The following is a 15,355-nucleotide window of genomic DNA, read 5'->3' on the forward strand; positions in this document are numbered from 1 at the left end:
TCATGAAAACGTTGATTCGCCCGCTGGTCGTGATCTTTGCCGTGCTGACCGTCGTGACGGGCATGGCCTATCCGGCCGTGATGACCGCGTTCGGTCAGGCCGTGTTTCCGGCGCAGGCCGACGGCAGCCTGATCGAGCGCGACGGCCGGGCCGTCGGCTCCGCGCTGATCGGCCAGCCGTTCGATGCGCCGCGCTACTTCTGGGGCCGCTTGTCGGCCACCGCGCCGATGCCGTACAACGCGGCCGGCTCCGGCGGCTCGAACCTCGGGCCGCTCAATCCGTCGCTCGCCGAGCAGGTGAAGGCGCGCATCGCCGCGCTGCGCGACGCGGGCACCGATTTGTCGAAGCCGGTCCCGGTCGACCTCGTGACGGCGTCCGCGAGCGGTCTGGACCCGGACATCACGCCGGCCGCGGCCGCGTACCAGATCGAGCGCGTCGCCAAGGCGCGCAAGCTGACGGCCGACGCGGTCGCGCAGCTCGTCGCCGCGAACACGACGGGCCGCCAGTTCGGCGTGCTCGGCGAGCCGCGCGTGAACGTGCTGAAGCTGAACCTCGCGCTCGACGCGGCGCAGGGCGGGCATTGAGCCGGGCGGGCGCGCTGGGCGTGGCTTGCGGCGAGGTGAGTCGGAAGCTACGTCAATCGCAAGCCGCCCGCCACAGGCCGCAAGCCGCGCGCGCCGTGAGCCGCCAAGCCGCAAGCCGGTCTCGCCCTGAACGACGGCGCGTGCGCCGTCTTTGCCTTTTGCGGCGATTTGGAACAACAATGCCGGTACTCGCGCGCAGTCCGGCGCTTCGCCTTCCTCCCGGATGAACCGTCCCGATCCCGACCAACTCCTCGACAAGCTGCAGCGAGATGCGGCAAAGCAGCGGCGCGGCCAGCTCAAGGTCTTCTTCGGCGCGTCTGCCGGCGTCGGCAAGACCTACGCGATGCTGCAGGCCGCGCGTCAGCGCAAGCAGGACGGCGTCGACGTCGTCGTCGGCATCGTCGAGACGCACGGCCGCAGCGAAACCGCCGCGCTGCTCGATGGGCTCGACGTGCTGCCGCTCGCCCATATCGAGTATCGCGGCCGCACGCTCGCCGAATTCGATCTCGACGGGGCGCTCGCGCGTGCGCCGCAGCTGATTCTCGTCGACGAGCTCGCGCATTCGAACGTGCAGGGCGCACGCCATCTGAAACGCTGGCAGGATGTCCACGAGCTGCTCGATGCGGGCATCGACGTCTACACGACCGTCAACGTCCAGCATCTCGAGAGCTTGAACGACGTGGTGGGCGCGATCACCGGCATTCGCGTGTGGGAGACGGTGCCCGACCGTGTGTTCGACGCGGCCGACGAGGTCACGCTGGTGGACCTGCCCGCAGAGGAACTGCTCGAGCGGATGCGCGACGGCAAGGTGTATCTCGCGCAGCAGGCCGAGCGTGCGGTGCGCAACTTCTTCCGCAAGGGCAACCTGATCGCGCTGCGCGAGCTCGCGCTGCGGCGCACGGCCGACCGCGTCGACGCGCAGATGCGCGAGTACCGTGCCGATCGCTCGATCCAGCGCATCTGGCAGGCGCGCGAGCGGCTGCTCGTGTGCATCGGGCCGGGGCCGGAGGCGCCGACGCTGGTGCGCGCCGCCGCGCGGCTCGCCGCGAGCCTGAAGGCCGACTGGATCGCCGTGTACGTCGAGACGCCGCGGCTGCAGCGGCTGCCCGACGCGCGCCGGCAGCGCACGCTCGATGCGCTGAAGCTCGCGGCCGAGCTCGGCGCGGAGACGGCCACGCTCGCGGGCGACGACGCGGTCGCCGCGCTGATCGGCTATGCGAAGGTGCGCAACGTGTCGAAGATCGTCGCGGGCGGTTCGCCGAAGGTCGGCGTCGTGCGGCGCTTCGCGCGGCCGTTCGGCGAGCAGCTCGCCGAGCGCGCGGGCGACGTCGATCTGATGCTGATACGCGCGTCGGCGAGCGACGAGGTGCGCGCGGCGCCGCTCGACGCGCGCGCGCGCGACTGGCGCGACGCGTTCGCGCAGTTCGGCACGCGGCGCTCGCCGCCGCGCCACTACCTGTACGCGGCCGCGATCTGCGCGGCGATCACCGGCCTGGCGAGCGTCGTGTCGGGGCGGCTCGACCTGACCAACCTCGTGATGCTGTACCTGCTCGGCGTCGTGTTCTCGGCCGTGCGGCTCGGGCGCGGGCCGGGCGTGCTGCAGTCGTTCCTGTCGGTCGCGGCGTTCGACTTCTTCTTCGTGCCGCCGCGCATGTCGTTCTCGGTGAGCGACACGCAATACCTGCTGACTTTCTTCGGCATGCTGCTCACGTCGCTCGTGATCAGCCATCTGACGTCGACGCTCACGCGTCAGGCGAGCATCGCGCAGCGCCGCGAGCGTCGCACCGGCGCGATCTATGCGATGGCGCGCGAGCTGGGCGCCGCGCTGACGACCGAGCAGATCGTCGAGATCGGCAGCCGCCACGTGAGCGAGGTGTTTCGCGCGCGCGTCGCGTTCCTGCTGCCCGACAGCGCCGACCAGGTGCGCCAGAAGATCGAGGACCCGGACGCCGCCGTCACGCTGACGGGCGCCGAGCTCGACAGCGACGTCGGGCAATGGGTGTACGACCAGCAGAAGCCGGCCGGCCGCGGCACCGACACGCTGCCCGCGACGGCCGCGCTGTATTTGCCGCTGAAGGCGCCGATGCGCACGCGCGGCGTGCTGGCGGTCGTGTCGCGCGAGCCGCACGAGCTGGAGGTGCCCGAGCAGCAGCGGATGCTCGATGCGTTCGCCGCGCAGATCGCGCTCGCGCTCGAACGCGTGCATTACGTCGAGATCGCGCGCGATGCGCTCGTCAACATGGAGTCCGAGCGGCTGAGGAACTCGCTGTTGTCGGCGATTTCGCACGACCTGCGCACGCCGCTCACCACCATCGTCGGTTTCTCGTCGATGCTCGCGAACGGGCGCGCGGCGGCGGAGGGGGCATCTGCGTCGCTTGCATCGCCTGCTTCGCCGGAGTCATCCGCTTCGCCGGTGTCATCAGCGGCACCAGCGGCACCAGCGGCACCGACGACACCGACGACACCGACGACACCGACGACACCGACGACACCGACGACACCAGCGCCACCCTCACCCCTCGACGCCGCCGCTGCCCAGCGCTTGGCGCAGCGCGAACGCGAGCTCGTCGACGCGATCCACGACGAGGCGCTGCGGATGACGGGCATCGTCACGAACCTGCTCGACATGGCGCGGCTGCAGGCTGGCAGCCTGCAGATCAAGCGTCAGTGGTCGCTGCTCGAGGAAACCGTCGGCGCGGCGCTCGCCGCGTGCAAGCGCGTGCTCGCGCGGCATCCCGCGCGCGTGTCGCTGCCGGCCGACCTGCCGCTGCTGCAGATGGATGCGGTGCTGATGGAGCGGCTGTTCACGAACCTGTTCGAGAACGCCGCGAAATACACGCCGGCCGACGCGCCGATCGAGATCGGCGCCGAGCGCGTGAGCGACGACGGCCAGCCGTTCGTGCGCGTGTACGTCGACGATCACGGCCCCGGTCTGCCGCACGGGATGGAGACGCGCATCTTCGACAAGTTCACGCGCGGCGAGAAGGAATCGGCGACGCCGGGCATCGGGCTCGGCCTCGCGATCTGCCGCGCGATCGTCGAAGCGCACGGCGGTAAAATCGGCGCGCTCAACCGCACCGCGCCCGACGGACGCGTGACGGGCGCGCGCTTCTGGTTCACGCTGCCGGTCGACACGCCGCCGGCGGTGCCGGCCCCACCCGATGACGACATCGACGACGACATCGACGCGCCCGGCGCATCGTTCCCCTCCGAGCCCTTGCCTGACCATGACTGAACCGAGCCTGACCGTCGTCCTGATCGAGGACGAGAAACAGATCCGCCGCTTCGTGCGCGCCGCGCTCGAAGAGGACGGCATCGCCGTATTCGACGCGGAGACGGGCAAGCAGGGGCTGATCGACGCGGCGACGCGCAAGCCCGATCTCGTGATCGTCGACCTCGGGCTGCCCGACACCGACGGCCTCGACGTGATCCGCGAGCTGCGCGGCTGGTCGGAGGTGCCGGTGATCGTCCTGTCCGCGCGCACGCAGGAAGACGAAAAGGTCGCCGCGCTCGACGCCGGCGCCGACGACTACCTGACCAAGCCGTTCGGCGTATCGGAGCTGCGCGCGCGCATCCGTGCGCAACTGCGCCGGCGCAACCAGGGCGGCGCGAGCGAATCGCCGAAGGTCGCCTTCGGCGGCGTGAGCGTCGATCTCGCGCTGCGCCAGGTGTGGCGCGACGGCGAGATCGTGCATCTGACGCCGCTCGAATACCGGCTGCTCGCGACGCTGGTGCGGCATGCGGGGCGCGTGCTCACGCACCGCCAGCTGCTGCGCGACGTGTGGGGGCCGTCGCACGTCGAAAGCCATCACTATCTGCGCATCTACATGGCGCACCTGCGCCAGAAGCTCGAACGCGATCCCGCCCAGCCCGAGCACATCGTGACCGAGACGGGGGTCGGCTACCGGCTCGTCGGCGTCACGTGATGCGCGGTGCGTGATGGGTGACGCAGCGAGCGGTGCCGCACACACGGCCCGATTCCCCGTTATGCTGAGCGCTGCATGAACGAAACCGAGGAGGGTGCCATGTCCGTCCGTCTGGTCGTCATCTGTGCGCTGGCGCTCGTCGGGCCCGGCGCGTTCGCACAGCCGCTGCCGCCCGGGCAGGCGGCGGCGCAGCCGGTGCTCGCGAACCCCGCGACCGTCAATTGCGAGAAGCTCGGCGGCCGGCACGTGGTGCGCACGCTACCGCGCGGGCAGGTCGGGATGTGCGTGTTCAAGGACGGGCGCGTGTGCGACGAATGGGCGCTGTACCGCGACGACCGCTGCGTCGGCGACGCCGGCGCGGCGCGCGTCTCGAACTGAGCGCTCGGCCGCTGCGGCGAACTGGGCTGTGGTGTGGCCGCCGGCGTTCATCGGCTACACCTGGCCCAGCTCGGTCCCGACCGGTTCCCGCCGCTCGGGCAGTCCGCGCCGCCGTTGCTATACTCGGCGCCGCCCGGGGACGGCCTCGGGCCATTCGCTGCAACGGGGACGACCCCATCCGATCCGGAGTACGTCGAGATGGCGTGGGCATTGCTGTTGATTGCCGGTTTGCTCGAAGTGGCGTGGGCGGCCGGCATGAAATCGTCCGAGGGCTTCACGAAGCTCGGACCGTCGGTGTTTACGATCGTGACGGCGCTGGCGAGCTTCGCGCTGCTCGCGATCGCGATGCGCCAGCTGCCGCTCGGCACCGCGTATGCGGTGTGGACGGGCATCGGCGCGGTCGGGGCGTTCGCGTTCGGCATCGTGATGCTGGGCGAGGCGCTGACGGTGGCGCGCGTGGCGAGCGCGGTGCTGATCGTGCTCGGGCTGGTGGGCCTTAAGCTGTCGTCGGGCGCTTGACGCCCCTGATGCCCGTGACGCCGGCAGGCACGTCCCCATGCGCCTGCGCCACCCTGTGGAATCGCGCGGCGCTGCCGATAGCCTGTCTATAATGGAACGCATTCGGGCCTGAATGCCGGTGCGCCGTTCGCGGCCGGCGGCGCCGGTCGCCACGCGCCGCGCGGCCGTCACACCGACTCGATCCGATCAATCGGCAAAGCGCACGCAACGTGCAAGGAGAGGCCCATGATCGAAGCCATTTCGCTCGGCGCGGGGCTCGCGTGGGCGAGCGGGCTGCGCCTTTATCTGACGGTCCTGATTGCCGGTGTGCTCGCGCGGGCCGGCTGGCTCCATCTGCCCGACACGCTCGCGGTGCTGACGTCGCCGTGGGTGATCGGCGCGGCCGGCGTGCTCGCGGTCACCGAATTCCTTGCCGACAAGATCCCCGCGTTCGATTCGCTGTGGGACGCCGTCCATACCTTCATCCGCATTCCGGCCGGCGCGGTGCTCGCCGCCGGCGCGCTCGGCCATGCCGATCCGACCGTGCTCGCGATCGCCGGGCTGGCCGGCGGCTCGCTCGCCGGCGCCGCGCACGTCGCCAAGGCCGGCACGCGCGCGCTGATCAACCTGTCTCCGGAGCCGATATCGAACTGGGTCGCGTCGTCCACCGAGGACGGGCTCGTGTTCGGCGGCCTCGCGCTCGCATTCTTCGTGCCGCTCGCGTTCCTGGTGCTGCTGGCGGCGTTCATCGCGGCGTCCGCGTGGGCGCTGCCGCGTCTGTGGCGCGGCGTGTCGGGCGGGTTCCGCGGCATGGCCTACCACATGGTGTCGCGGCTCAATTCGATTGGAGGCAAGCGCGATTGAAGCCGCGCGCCTCGCTCGAACGTCAGCACGCTGACCCGTCGCCGGCCGGGCGGCCCGCGCATGCCGGCCGCTTCGGCTGGCGTGACCTGGTGCGCCAGGCCGCGCGGATGACCGCGCGCGACTGGCGCGCGGGCGAACTCACGTTGCTCGTGCTGGCGCTGGTGCTCGCGGTCGCCGCGCTGACGAGCGTCGGTTTTCTCGCCGACCGGCTGCGCCAGGGGCTCGAGCGCGACGCGCGACAGATGCTCGGCGCCGATTTCGTGGTGCGCGCCGATCATCCGGTCGATCCGTCGTTCGCGCGCGACGCGCACGCGCTCGGGCTGCGCACCGCGACGACGGCCATCTTCCCGAGCATGATCGCGGCGGCCGCCGCGCCCCGGCCGGGCGACGCGGCGCCCGCGCGCCTCGCGGCCGTGAAGGCGGTGTCGGCAGGCTACCCGCTGCGCGGCGCGGTCGAGATCGTGCCGGCCGGCGCGTCCGCCGCGCGCCAGACGACCGACATCCCCGCGCCCGGCACCGTGTGGGCCGATCCTGCGCTGCTCGACGCGCTGCATCTGAAGGCCGGCGACACCGTGCGCGTCGGGCTGCGCACGTTCACGGTCGCCGCGTCGATTTCGCGCGAGCTCGATCGTGGCTTCTCGTTCGTCAATTTCTCGCCGCGGCTGATGATGCGCGCGGACGAACTCGCGGCGACGGGCCTCACGGGCTACGGCAGCCGTGTGATGTATCGGTTGCTGGTCGCCGGTGACGCGCGTGCCGTCGCGCGGTTCGAAGCGGATGCGCACGGACGCGTCGACGGCGGCAAGCTGCGCGGCGTCGGGCTCGAATCGCTGCAGGAAGGGCAGCCGCAGGTGCGGCAGACGCTCGATCGCGCCCGCCATTTCCTGACGCTGGTCGCGCTGCTCACCGCGCTGCTGGCCGCGGTCGCGATCGCGATGGCCGCGCAGCGCTACATGCGGCGTCATCTCGACGGCTGCGCGACGATGCGCTGCCTCGGCGTGAGCAGGCGTACGCTCGGCGCGCTGTTCGCGCTCGAATTCGCGGGGCTCGGCATCGTGTCGGGCGTGGCGGGCGCGGTGCTCGGCTACGGCGGCCACTGGGCGCTGCTCGGCGCGCTCGGCGGCCTGATCGAGGTGGCGCTCCCGCCGCCGACGCTGCAGCCCGCGCTGACCGGCATCGGCGCGGCGCTCGTGCTGCTGCTCGGCTTCGCGCTGCCGCCGCTCGCGCCGCTCACGCGCGTGCCGCCGGTGCGGGTGCTGCGGCGCGACTGGGGCGACGCGTCGCGCATCGCGTGGGCCGCGTATGCGGTCGGCGTCGTATTGTTCGCGGGGCTGCTGATCGTCGCGGCCGGCAACCTGAAGCTCGGGCTGATCGTCGCGGGCGGCTTCGTCGGCGCGCTGGTCGGCTTCGCGCTGATCGCGCGGCTCGTGCTGTACGCGGCCGCGCGCGCGGTGCGCAACGCGCGCGTGGCGGCGGGCGTCGGCTGGCGTTATGCGCTCGCGTCGCTGCATCGGCGCGGCACGGCCAGCGCGCTGCAGATCACCGCGCTCGCGCTGGGCCTGATGTGCCTGCTGCTGATCGCGATCACGCGCAACGACCTCGTGGCCGGCTGGCGGCAATCGACGCCGCCCGATGCGCCGAACCAGTTCCTGATCGACATCCAGCCGGACCAGCGCGCCGACGTCGCCGCGTGGCTCGCCGCGCACGGCGTGCGCGACGCGGTGCCGGCGCCGATGGTGCGCGGCCGGCTCGTCGCGATCAACGGCAAGCCGGTGAACCCCGACGCCTACCAGTCCGACGACGCGCGCCGGCTGGTCGATCGCGAATTCAACCTGTCGTATACGACCGAGCTGCCGGCCGACAACCGGATCGTCGCCGGCGACTGGTTCGGCACGTCGGCCGCGCCGCAGATCTCGATCGAGGCCGGCCTCGCGAAGACGCTGAACGTGAAGCCGGGCGACACGCTGCGCTTCGACGTGACCGGGCTGACGGTCGATGCGCCGATCACCAGCGTGCGCAAACTCGACTGGGGTTCGTTCCGCGTCAACTTCTTCGTGCTGATGCCGCCGCCGGTGCTGAAGGATTTCCCGGCCGTCTATCTGACGAGCTTCCATCTGCCGGCCGCGCAGGCGTCGTTGCTCGATCCGCTGATCGCGCGCTATCCGAACCTGACGGCGATCGACGTCGCGCCGATCCTCGCGCAGCTGGAGCGGATGATGCTGCAGGTGGTCGGCGCGGTGCAGTTCCTGTTTGCGTTCACGCTCGCGGCCGGCGTGCTGGTGTTGTACACGGCGCTCGCCGGCTCGCGCGACGAGCGCGTGCACGAGGCCGCGCTGCTGCGCGCGCTCGGTGCGTCGCGCGCGCAGGTTCGCGCGGTGCAGCGCGCGGAATTCGTGGTCGTGGGCGCACTGGCGGGCGCGCTCGCGTCGGCGGGCGCGATCGCGGTCGGCTGGGTGCTCGCCGCGCGCGTGTTCGACTTTCGGCTCGCGGTCGATCCGTGGCTCGTGCCGGCCGGCATCGCCGCCGGCATCGCGTGCGCCGCTGCAGCGGGCTGGCTGAGCCTGCATAATGTGTTGCGGCGCCCTGCGCTGCAGTCGCTGCGCGACGCGTGAGCGTCGCCGGCGGCCCCGATCATCCCGTTTCCGACTATTCGTATGACCGATGTGAATGACGAAGCGCCGTCGCAGCCGACGGCGTTCGAACTCGTGGGCGGCGAAGCCCGCGTGCGCGAAATGGTGGACCGCTTCTACGATCTGATGGACCTCGAGCCGGAATTCGCCGAGCTTCGCGCGCTGCATCCGACCTCGCTCGACGGTTCGCGCGACAAGCTGTTCTGGTTCCTGTGCGGCTGGCTCGGCGGTCCCGACCACTACATCAGCCGGTTCGGCCACCCGCGCCTGCGCGCGCGCCATCTGCCGTACCCGATCGCATCGGACGGCCGCGACCAGTGGCTGCGCTGCATGGCGTGGGCGATGGAGGACATCGGCTTGCCCGAGCCGCTGCGCGTGCGCCTGATGCACTCGTTCTACGAAACGGCCGACTGGATGCGCAACCGGCCCGGTTGATCGACCGGTACGCCGCAGCGGCGCACGCGCACGAGGTGGATCTGGGCGCGCGCCGGATGCGGCGCGACACTGACCGTCTCCCCATTGCTGCGAGGCTGCTCGATGACGACCCACGCGCTGTTCCGTGAAGACGCCTACCTGACACGATGCGAGGCCGTCGTCGCGGCCGTCGGCGACGACGGCATCCGGCTCGACCGCACCGTGTTCTATCCGCTCGGCGGCGGCCAGGCCGGCGACGCCGGGACGCTCACGCTGCCCGACGGCGGCACGATCGCGATCGCCGACACGCACAAGGCGCGCTTCGACGGCGCCACGCCCGACGACGCCGTGCACGTGCCGGCGCCCGGCCAGCAAGCGCGCATCGCGGCGCTGCGGCCCGGCGCGCGCGTGGTCGCCGACATCGACTGGGCGCGCCGCTACCGGCACATGCGGCTGCACACGGCCGCGCACCTGATGTGCGCAGTGCTGCCGTATCCGGTCGACGGCTGCAGCGTGACGGCCGACTACGTGCGGCTCGATTTCGCGACGTCGGACGCGATCGAGCGCGCCGACGTCGAACAGCGGCTCGCGGCGCTGGTGCACGGCGCGCATGCGGTCACGACTGAATGGATCACCGACGCCGAAATGGCCGAGCGCCCCGATCTCGTCCGCACAATGAGCGTGAAGCCGCCGATGGGGCTCGGCCGCGTGCGCTTGCTGCGCATCGAAGGCGTCGATCTGCAGCCGTGCGGCGGCACGCACGTGCGCAACACGGCGGAAGTTGGCGCGCTGCGGGTCGCGAAGCTCGAGAAGAAGAGTGCGCGGACACGGCGCGTGGTGCTGGCGTTCGCATGACCTTCGACGGCCCCACCGATCGCACGGATCGCGCCGATCCCGCCGCGAGGCTCGATCCGCAAGCGCGCGAGATACTGGATTTCTGGTTCGGCGCGCCGGGTTCTGCGACGTTCGGCCGCGCGCGCAAGATCTGGTTCAACGGCGGCGCGGCATTCGACGATCTGCTGCGCACGCGCTACGGCGCGCTGCACGATGCCGCGTGCGACGGCGCCTGCGATCACTGGGCCGGTACGCCGCTCGGCGCGCTGGCGCTGATCGTCGTGCTCGACCAGTTCTCGCGCAACATCCTTCGCGGCACGCCGCGCGCATTCGCCGCCGATCCTCAGGCGCTGGCGCTCGCGCGGCGCGTCGTCGCGGCCGGCTGGGACGCGCAACTGCCGAGCGGCCATCATCGCGCGTTCGTTTATCTGCCGTTCGAGCACGACGAATCGGAGCAAAGCCAGCGCGAGGCCGTGCGGCTCTGCGCGGGCATTCGCGACGAGGCTGGCTGCCGCGGCTATCACGTTCACGCGTTGCGCCATGCGGCGGTGATCCGGCGCTTCGGCCGCTTCCCGCACCGCAACGCGATCCTCGGCCGTGTCTCGAGCGACGAAGAAATCGCGTTCCTGCGCGAGCCCGGTGCGTCGTTTTGACGCGCGAAGCCGGATTCACGCCGTTCGCGGAGCCGGCCGCGTCAGGCGGCCGCGCCGCGTGCGGCGCTCACTGCAGCGCGTGCTGGTCGGGCGTGCGCACGTAGACGCGCAGCAGTTCTTCGTTGTCGCCCGGGCGCGCCCCGGTCCAGAACAGCTTCCATTCGCTGCCCGGCGCCGGATCGACGGCCCGCACGCCCTGGACGATCATCCACGTGCAGCGCGTCGTCGTCGCGTCGTCGATCGGCGTGTGGCGGATCCCGGAGAAGTAGTACAGCATCGGCGCTTCCGATTCGCCGAGCCCGTGCAGGCTCGCCATGCAGTCGCCGTCGTTCCATTCGAGCGCGAGATGCGCGTTCAGGTCTTCGAACACCGACCGGTAGCTTTTCGCGACGTCCAGCCACGGCAGCAGCAGCGTGTACACGAGCCCCCATGCGACCAGCGCGCCCGCGCCCCACGACAGCGCGCCGCGCCACGGGCCGGTCGTGCGCAGCTTCGGCAGCAGCCACAGCCAGCCCACCGTCAGCGCGAGCGCGCCGATCACGAATCCGGGCACGAGCGGCATCGTCCAGTCGAGCGGCAGCCAGCGGCCGAGCACCGCGACGCCGGCGCGCGACGCGTTCGGATCGGCCATCACCGCCCAGATCGCCCACGCGAGCATGACGACCGTGCCGAACAGCGCGCGGCTCAGGTAATCCCAGGCGAGATGCAGCGCGCGCGGCAGACGCTCGATCGCCTGCGCGGCGACCAGCGCGAGCGGCGCGAAGAACGGCAGGATGTAGAGCTGGCGGGATGTGGCGGACACCTGCAGCACGGCCAGCCCGATGCCGGCGAACAGCACGGGCAGCGCAATGCGCGGCGTGCGCCATTCGCGCCACGCGCCGCGGGCGAGGGCGGCGATCGCGAGCGGCGCGACCGGGAAGCCGAGCAGCACGAACGCACGCAGGATGAAGAACGGCTTGTCGTTCTCCGCGCCGAGTTCGGGCACGGAGAAGCCGAAGAAGCGGCCGACGTTGTTGTCCCAGAACCACGTCATGAAGAGCGTCTCGGAGCGCAGGAACAGCGCGATCGGCCAGATCAGCGCGAATGGGGCGAACACGAGCGCCGCGAGCCCGAGCGAGCGCGCGAACGCGCGCGTGCGGCACGCGGGGTAGAGCGCCATCGCGGCCACGAGCGTCGCCGCGAACACCAGCGGCACGAACAGTCCCTTCGACATCAGTGCGATACCGACGCCGGCGCCGAACAGCGGCGCAGCCCAGGGGCCGGACGGCCGCACCGGCAGCCCGTGCTGCAATTGGCGCCCGCGCGCGACGTGCTGCATCACCAGTTCGAGCAGTCCGCAAAAGCCCATCGCGGTGCCGGCGAACAGCGCGACGTCGGTCATCATGTCGTGCACGTGCTTGACGACGACGAGCGTGCCCGCGCTGAGCACCACGGGGCCGAGCACGCGCAGGTCGAGCCAGCGCTCGGCGCGGCTCGCGCTGCGCGCCGCGCGCGCGATGAAGCCGAACGCCAGCGCGGCGAACAGCGCGCTCGCGAGGCGCGCCGCATCGTGCAGCGGCATCACGCGCTGCAGCAACCATGCGAGGCTGGTCGCGACCGCCGCGTAGAGCGGCGGCTTCTCCATGAAGGGCTGGCCGGCGTTGGTCGGCACGACGAAGTCGCCGGTCTCCAGCATGTGCTGGATGATGCCGAACGTATAGGTTTCGTCCTGCTTCCACGGATCGTGGCCCACTATGCCGGGCAGCAGGTACGCAGCCGCCAGTGCCGCGACCAGCAGCCACGCGCGCCAGGCCAGCCGCAGCGCGCGGTCGCGGGGCGCGTCGGCGACGCTCACGGCCACCGTCACGGCCACCGTCACGGCCGCAGCCGCGGCCGCGGCTGCCGCCCCGGAGGGCGAGCCGGCGGTATGAAGCGTCGTATCGAGGTCGGGATCGGCGGCCGATCGGGTGTAGTGTGCCGAGGCGGGCACGGGCGTGCGTCGCCGGCCGGGCGCTGCGGTTCCTGGCATGGAAAAGATCTCGGTCTGGTGAAGCCGGGCCGGCGACATTGGCCGGGCCGTTTTGGTTTGCATCGACGCGACCTGGCAGCCGGATGGCCGGTTGCGTCGCTGGGCGCTAGTAGACCACGGAACTGTTACGAATGTTTACTGGGAGCGCCACGATATTGTGGAGATTTGTGGTGTTGTGACCACCGGGCGAGTCGGGCGGCGGCCGGGGCGGCCGCCCTGGGGCCGGATCAGCGGCCGCCGCCGACGTCCAGTAGCGCGCCGGTCGTGTACGACGCCGCGTCGCTGATGAGCCACACGATCGCTTCGGCGATCTCGTGCGCTTCGCCCGCGCGGCCGAGCGGCGTCTGCGCGCCGAGCCGGGCCGCGCGGTCGGGCTGGCCGCCGCTCGCATGGATCTCGGTCTCGATCAGGCCGGGGCGCACCGCGTTGACCCGCACACCATGCGGGCCCAGTTCCTTCGCGAGGCCGATCGTCAGCGCATCGACCGCCCCTTTCGAGCCGGCATAGTCGACGTACTCGTTCGGCGAGCCGAGCCGCGACGCGATCGACGACACGTTGACGATCGCGCCGCCGCGCCCGCCGCGGTCGGTGGACAGTCGGCGCGCGGCTTCGCGCGCGCACAGATACGCGCCGAGCACGTTGGTATCGAACATGCGCCGCAAGCGGTCGACCGACATGTCGGCGAGCGGCATCGACGGCGCGACGATGCCTGCGTTGTTGACCAGCGCGTCGAGGCGGCCGAACGCGGTCGCGACGGCGTCGAACATCGCGATGACGTCCGCTTCGTTCGACACGTCGCCCGCGACCACGCACGCGCGGCCGCCGGCGTCGCGCACGGCTCGTGCGGTCAGTTCGGCGGCCGCCGCGTCGCGCGTGTAGTTGATGCCGACGTCCCAGCCGCGCGCCGCCGCGAGCACGGCGCTCGCGCGGCCGATGCCGCGGCTCGCGCCGGTGATGAGAACGGTCTTGCGGTCGGACGGCGAGGGCATCATCTGCGGACTCGGGTGAGTGCTCGGGCGGCCGAGCGTTGGAGCGTTGTCGGCGCGTTATTTGGCGGCGTCGGGCGCCCACTTGTCGCGCGCGGGCGGCTGGTAGCGGCGTAGCTGCTCGATCAGCGCGACCGGTTCGGCGCCGATGCACAGCGTGTCGAAATAGGTCGGCCGCATGAAGCCTTCGTCGACCGTATGGCGCAGCATCGCGATCAGCGGGTCGTAGAACGAATCGATGTTGTACAGCGCGACCGGCTTGCGGTGATAGCCGAGTTGCGCCCAGGTGTAGACCTCGAACAGCTCCTCGAGCGTGCCGGCGCCGCCGGGCATCGCGACGAATGCGTCGGCGAGGTCGGCCATCATCTTCTTCCGGTGGTGCATGTCCGGGACGACGTGCAGCTCGGACAGCCCCGTATGGCCGACTTCCTTGTCGACCAGCAGTTCGGGAATCACGCCGACCGCACGGCCGCCGGCCGCCATCACTTCGTCGGCGATCGTGCCCATCAGGCCGACGCGCCCGCCGCCGTAGACGAGCGTGAGGTCCGCCGCGACGAGCGCACGGCCGAACGCGCGCGCGGCGTCCGCATAGACGGGCCGCACGCCGGACGACGAGCCGCAATACACGCAGACTGCCTTCATTGCTTCACGTCCTTCGCGGCCGGCTTCGTGGCGGCGTTGGCGGTGCTGCCGGCGGCGCGCGGCGACCCGTCGCGCGGCGGCAGGTAGTCGGTGAACTCGCGCTTGGGCAGCTTGCCGGACACCAGATCGTCGAACAGCTGACGCGAGCGGCCGCGCAGGTACGGGGCCATGATCGAGATCACGTGCATGCTGACCTGGTGCAGCTCCTCGCGGATCGCATCCTGGTCGTTGTACTTGCGCGGATGCATCACGTACTGATACGACAGCCAGTACGTCGAGATCACGGCCATGTTGGTGGCGATGACTTCGATTTCGGCAGGCGTCGCGACCATCTCGGCGTCGGACACGAGCAGCTCGCACATGTCGTGCGCGAAGCGCACCTTGTGGCTGATGATCTGCTTGAAGTGGGTTTCGAGCGTGCGATTGCGCGCGAGCAGGTCGTTGAGGTCGCGATACAGGAACCGGTAGGTCCACATGAAATCGGCCATGTACTGCAGGTACGACCAGGTCTCGTCGATGGTGGGACGGTGATCTTCGGGAAAGCGCAGCCGCCGTTCGATCTGCTGCTCGAACTGCGCGAAGATGCTGTTGATGATGTCGTCCTTGTTGCGGAAATGGTAGTACAGGTTGCCTGGACTGATTTCCATTTCCTCGGCGATCGTCGTGGTCGTGACGTTCGGCTCGCCGATCTCGTTGAAGAGTTTCAACGACAACTCGAGAATCCGTTCGCGGGTGCGGCGGGGAGGTTTCGCTTCCATGTCGTCCGGCCCTTTGTATGCCGGACAGGCGGGCGCTGCAATCGATGCTGCGAGATTCGTCCGGCGCGGGTTGCTGTTCTAAGTCTGGCGGACGATTATAAACCGCTGTTTCCCCGCGTCGCGCGCATTTCGTCATCGCAATGCGCGCGACGCATGGTGCGCCGCCGCACCGGCGCGCCG

14 protein-coding genes are annotated in these 15,355 nt (G+C 70.9%); 10 read left to right on the top strand and 4 right to left on the bottom strand.

Annotated features, from left to right (window positions below; genetic code table 11):
- Positions 1 to 2: 2 nt before the first annotated feature.
- From kdpC to EX20_RS15590, 10 genes are all read left to right on the top strand, one after another.
- Positions 3 to 584: a potassium-transporting ATPase subunit KdpC gene (gene kdpC, locus EX20_RS15545; RefSeq protein ID WP_014723380.1), complete on the top strand. Its 582-nt coding sequence runs from the start codon at positions 3 to 5 to the stop codon at positions 582 to 584.
- 223 nt (positions 585 to 807) lie between these two features.
- Complete coding sequence (locus tag EX20_RS15550) at positions 808 to 3,819, top strand: DUF4118 domain-containing protein (RefSeq protein WP_034194056.1); 3,012 nt, start codon at positions 808 to 810, stop codon at positions 3,817 to 3,819.
- Positions 3,812 to 4,510, top strand: a complete 699-nt coding sequence (gene kdpE / locus EX20_RS15555) for a two-component system response regulator KdpE (protein WP_034194057.1) — start codon at positions 3,812 to 3,814, stop codon at positions 4,508 to 4,510. Before EX20_RS15550 ends, kdpE begins: the two co-directional genes overlap by 8 nt.
- A 99-nt stretch (positions 4,511 to 4,609) precedes the next feature.
- On the top strand, positions 4,610 to 4,888 hold the full coding sequence (locus EX20_RS15560) for a putative hemolysin (RefSeq protein WP_011885565.1): 279 nt from the start codon (positions 4,610 to 4,612) through the stop codon (positions 4,886 to 4,888).
- A gap of 198 nt (positions 4,889 to 5,086) precedes the next feature.
- The gene (gene sugE, locus EX20_RS15565) at positions 5,087 to 5,407 is read left to right on the top strand and encodes a quaternary ammonium compound efflux SMR transporter SugE (protein ID WP_034194058.1); all 321 of its coding nucleotides are present in this window, start codon (positions 5,087 to 5,089) and stop codon (positions 5,405 to 5,407) included.
- A 225-nt stretch (positions 5,408 to 5,632) separates the two neighbouring features.
- Positions 5,633 to 6,250, top strand: a complete 618-nt coding sequence (locus EX20_RS15570) for a DUF4126 domain-containing protein (protein ID WP_011885563.1) — start codon at positions 5,633 to 5,635, stop codon at positions 6,248 to 6,250.
- Between the two features lie 107 nt (positions 6,251 to 6,357).
- On the top strand, positions 6,358 to 8,862 hold the full coding sequence (locus tag EX20_RS15575) for an ABC transporter permease (protein WP_034194083.1): 2,505 nt from the start codon (positions 6,358 to 6,360) through the stop codon (positions 8,860 to 8,862).
- 42 nt (positions 8,863 to 8,904) lie between these two features.
- On the top strand, positions 8,905 to 9,315 hold the full coding sequence (locus EX20_RS15580; RefSeq protein WP_011885561.1) for a group II truncated hemoglobin: 411 nt from the start codon (positions 8,905 to 8,907) through the stop codon (positions 9,313 to 9,315).
- A gap of 102 nt (positions 9,316 to 9,417) precedes the next feature.
- Positions 9,418 to 10,149 carry an alanyl-tRNA editing protein gene (locus EX20_RS15585; RefSeq protein WP_034194059.1) on the top strand — a complete coding sequence of 244 codons (732 nt, stop codon included), beginning with the start codon at positions 9,418 to 9,420 and terminating at the stop codon, positions 10,147 to 10,149.
- The gene (locus tag EX20_RS15590) at positions 10,146 to 10,781 is read left to right on the top strand and encodes a DUF924 family protein (protein WP_034194060.1); all 636 of its coding nucleotides are present in this window, start codon (positions 10,146 to 10,148) and stop codon (positions 10,779 to 10,781) included. The genes EX20_RS15585 and EX20_RS15590 overlap by 4 nt, the downstream gene beginning before the upstream one ends.
- 67 nt (positions 10,782 to 10,848) lie before the next feature.
- On the opposite strand, the gene EX20_RS15595 is transcribed toward EX20_RS15590, so the two are convergent.
- The 4 genes from EX20_RS15595 to EX20_RS15610 all read right to left on the bottom strand — a co-directional run bounded on the left by EX20_RS15595 (position 10,849) and on the right by EX20_RS15610 (position 15,175).
- The gene (locus EX20_RS15595; RefSeq protein ID WP_034194061.1) at positions 10,849 to 12,789 is read right to left on the bottom strand and encodes an ArnT family glycosyltransferase; all 1,941 of its coding nucleotides are present in this window, start codon (positions 12,787 to 12,789) and stop codon (positions 10,849 to 10,851) included.
- 227 nt (positions 12,790 to 13,016) lie between these two features.
- Positions 13,017 to 13,778 (bottom strand): SDR family oxidoreductase, encoded by a 762-nt coding sequence (locus tag EX20_RS15600; protein ID WP_034194084.1) that lies wholly within the window; start codon positions 13,776 to 13,778, stop codon positions 13,017 to 13,019.
- A gap of 57 nt (positions 13,779 to 13,835) precedes the next feature.
- Complete coding sequence (locus tag EX20_RS15605; protein WP_034194062.1) at positions 13,836 to 14,417, bottom strand: LOG family protein; 582 nt, start codon at positions 14,415 to 14,417, stop codon at positions 13,836 to 13,838.
- Positions 14,414 to 15,175, bottom strand: coding sequence for a TetR/AcrR family transcriptional regulator (locus EX20_RS15610; RefSeq protein WP_034194063.1), 762 nt, complete (start codon positions 15,173 to 15,175; stop codon positions 14,414 to 14,416). Before EX20_RS15610 ends, EX20_RS15605 begins: the two co-directional genes overlap by 4 nt.
- Positions 15,176 to 15,355 lie beyond the last annotated feature (180 nt).

The organism is Burkholderia sp. WP42 (assembly GCF_000745665.1).
Taxonomy (GTDB): Bacteria; Pseudomonadota; Gammaproteobacteria; order Burkholderiales; family Burkholderiaceae; genus Burkholderia; species Burkholderia vietnamiensis.

Excerpts from the sequence above, each read along its gene's own strand:
- kdpC (WP_014723380.1), top strand. The coding sequence starts at position 3 with ATGAAAACGTTGATTCGCCCGCTGGTCGTGATCTTTGCCGTGCTGACC.
- EX20_RS15550 (WP_034194056.1), top strand. The coding sequence starts at position 808 with ATGAACCGTCCCGATCCCGACCAACTCCTCGACAAGCTGCAGCGAGAT.
- kdpE (WP_034194057.1), top strand. The coding sequence starts at position 3,812 with ATGACTGAACCGAGCCTGACCGTCGTCCTGATCGAGGACGAGAAACAG.
- EX20_RS15560 (WP_011885565.1), top strand. The coding sequence starts at position 4,610 with ATGTCCGTCCGTCTGGTCGTCATCTGTGCGCTGGCGCTCGTCGGGCCC.
- sugE (WP_034194058.1), top strand. The coding sequence starts at position 5,087 with ATGGCGTGGGCATTGCTGTTGATTGCCGGTTTGCTCGAAGTGGCGTGG.
- EX20_RS15570 (WP_011885563.1), top strand. The coding sequence starts at position 5,633 with ATGATCGAAGCCATTTCGCTCGGCGCGGGGCTCGCGTGGGCGAGCGGG.
- EX20_RS15575 (WP_034194083.1), top strand. The coding sequence starts at position 6,358 with ATGACCGCGCGCGACTGGCGCGCGGGCGAACTCACGTTGCTCGTGCTG.
- EX20_RS15580 (WP_011885561.1), top strand. The coding sequence starts at position 8,905 with ATGACCGATGTGAATGACGAAGCGCCGTCGCAGCCGACGGCGTTCGAA.
- EX20_RS15585 (WP_034194059.1), top strand. The coding sequence starts at position 9,418 with ATGACGACCCACGCGCTGTTCCGTGAAGACGCCTACCTGACACGATGC.
- EX20_RS15590 (WP_034194060.1), top strand. The coding sequence starts at position 10,146 with ATGACCTTCGACGGCCCCACCGATCGCACGGATCGCGCCGATCCCGCC.
- EX20_RS15595 (WP_034194061.1), bottom strand. The coding sequence starts at position 12,789 with ATGCCAGGAACCGCAGCGCCCGGCCGGCGACGCACGCCCGTGCCCGCC.
- EX20_RS15600 (WP_034194084.1), bottom strand. The coding sequence starts at position 13,778 with ATGCCCTCGCCGTCCGACCGCAAGACCGTTCTCATCACCGGCGCGAGC.
- EX20_RS15605 (WP_034194062.1), bottom strand. The coding sequence starts at position 14,417 with ATGAAGGCAGTCTGCGTGTATTGCGGCTCGTCGTCCGGCGTGCGGCCC.
- EX20_RS15610 (WP_034194063.1), bottom strand. The coding sequence starts at position 15,175 with ATGGAAGCGAAACCTCCCCGCCGCACCCGCGAACGGATTCTCGAGTTG.